1 protein-coding gene is annotated in these 1,841 nt (G+C 41.8%); it reads right to left on the bottom strand.

Annotation, left to right across the window (positions count from 1 at the left end; all coding sequences use genetic code 11):
• Positions 1–396: 396 nt before the first annotated feature.
• Positions 397–1,188: a hypothetical protein gene (locus F6K49_RS45170; RefSeq protein ID WP_293108655.1), complete on the bottom strand. Its 792-nt coding sequence runs from the start codon at positions 1,186–1,188 to the stop codon at positions 397–399.
• Positions 1,189–1,841: the final 653 nt, after the last annotated feature.

Here is a 1,841-nt window from a genome sequence, read left to right on the forward strand (position 1 = left end):
CTCCTCTAACACAACCATGAGCTTTGGGATGTTCTCCCCGTTTTACAGGAGGATGTTTGTCAATAAGTCGTTCACTGATTTGAGCAATTTCACGAGTAGCTTCTTCTTCATCCGGCGGTACGTTTTCTTGACCAATTTCTAATTTAGTCATCGCTGTCGCCTCTTTTACTCCTTTGGCTTTTTAGTATTATAGCATCAGGGTAGGGAATAGGGAGTAGGGAGTAGGGAGTAGGGAGTAGGGAGTAGGGAGTAGGGAGTAGGGAGTAGTATTTAGTTTTATCGTTTGTTTTTTAAGTATTTAGTTTTTAGGTGGGCAGTGTCTAGTAATTTCATTGGCTTGCTAATCTAATCTCTCTCAACCACTGCCCACCCTAGGTTAGCTTACTACGTTAATGGTTAAGCAATGCTTAACCAAGTAGTAGCAAAGAAGTTATCTGTATTATTCCAAAGTTCAACTAGATCAGACTGAGCATCACCATTTACATCGGTAACTAAGTAATCAGTATCGACTCGAAAGTCCCCTACTTGTGTATTACTGCCGAGGCTAAATCCACCCAGACCATCACTAATCCAAGTCGCAGCAAAGAAATTATCTGTATTATTCCAAAGTTCGACTAGATCAGACTGAGCATCACCATTTACATCGGTGACTAAGTAATCAGTATCGACTCGAAAGTCCCCTACTCTGGTATTACCGCCGAAATCAAATTCACCCTGACCATCACTAATCCAAGTCGCAGCAAAGAAACTATCTGTATCATTCCAAAGCTCGACTAGATCAGACTCACCATCGCCATTTACATCGGTGACTAAGTAATTAGTATCGACTCGAAAGTCCCCTACTCTGGTATTACCGCCGAAGTCAAAATCACCCTGACCATCACTAATCCAAGTCGCAGCAAAGAAACTATCTGTATCATTCCAAAGCTCGACTAGATCAGACTCACCATCGCCATTTACATCGGTGACTAAGTAATTAGTATCGACTCGAAAGTCCCCTACTCTGGTATTACCGCCGAAGTTAAATCCACCCTGACCATTACTAATCCAAGTAGCAGCAAAGAAACTATCTGTATCATTCCAAAGCTCGACTAGATCAGACTGACCATCGCCATTTACATCGGTAACTAAGTAATCAGTATCGACTCGAAAGTCCCCGACTTGAGTTGTTGAACCTAGAGAAAACATTTAACTTGCACTCCTGTCATATGATTGACACGCTAAATACAGTACGGCAATCGTACTTTGATACTCCCCGCTCTCAAAAAACGGGGATTCTTGGCTCACGGATTCGACTTGCTATGACAGGTTTACACCAACCACAGTAGAGGTCAAATCTCCGCCAGTGTTTAGATATCTAATCCTGTTCCGGTGTGGCACACCGTGTTTGATAGATGACCAACACATTTATATAATCTCGAATTGAATCTAGATTTCATAGTACCCTTAAGGGTACCTTTTTCTTTAATAAAAATTAAGTTAAGTTAATTTACGGCGGTTTGCATAATTAAGAAGTACAGTAACAATCAGGAGCAAAGCAGTTACGAAAATCTTAAGGTGCGCTTGACCCATTAAGAATTAAATTCGCCACGGGTCGCACCTGTGGATAGATAACAGAATGGCTATTCGTAAAAACTTATAGAAATTATCATAGCTATGAGGTACACAATTTCTACATTTTAGGGAACAGGGAATAGGGAACAGGGAACAGGGAATAGGGAGATAGGGAGATAGGGAGATAGGGAGATAGGGAGATAGGGAGATAGGGAGATAGGGAGATAGGGAGATAGGGAGATAGGGAGATAGGGAGATAGGGAGATAGGGAGATAGGGAGATAGGGA

The organism is Moorena sp. SIO3I6 (assembly GCF_010672095.1).

Bases quoted from the DNA above. Each gene is read 5' to 3' on its own strand.
- F6K49_RS45170 (WP_293108655.1), bottom strand. From the start codon at position 1,188: ATGTTTTCTCTAGGTTCAACAACTCAAGTCGGGGACTTTCGAGTCGAT.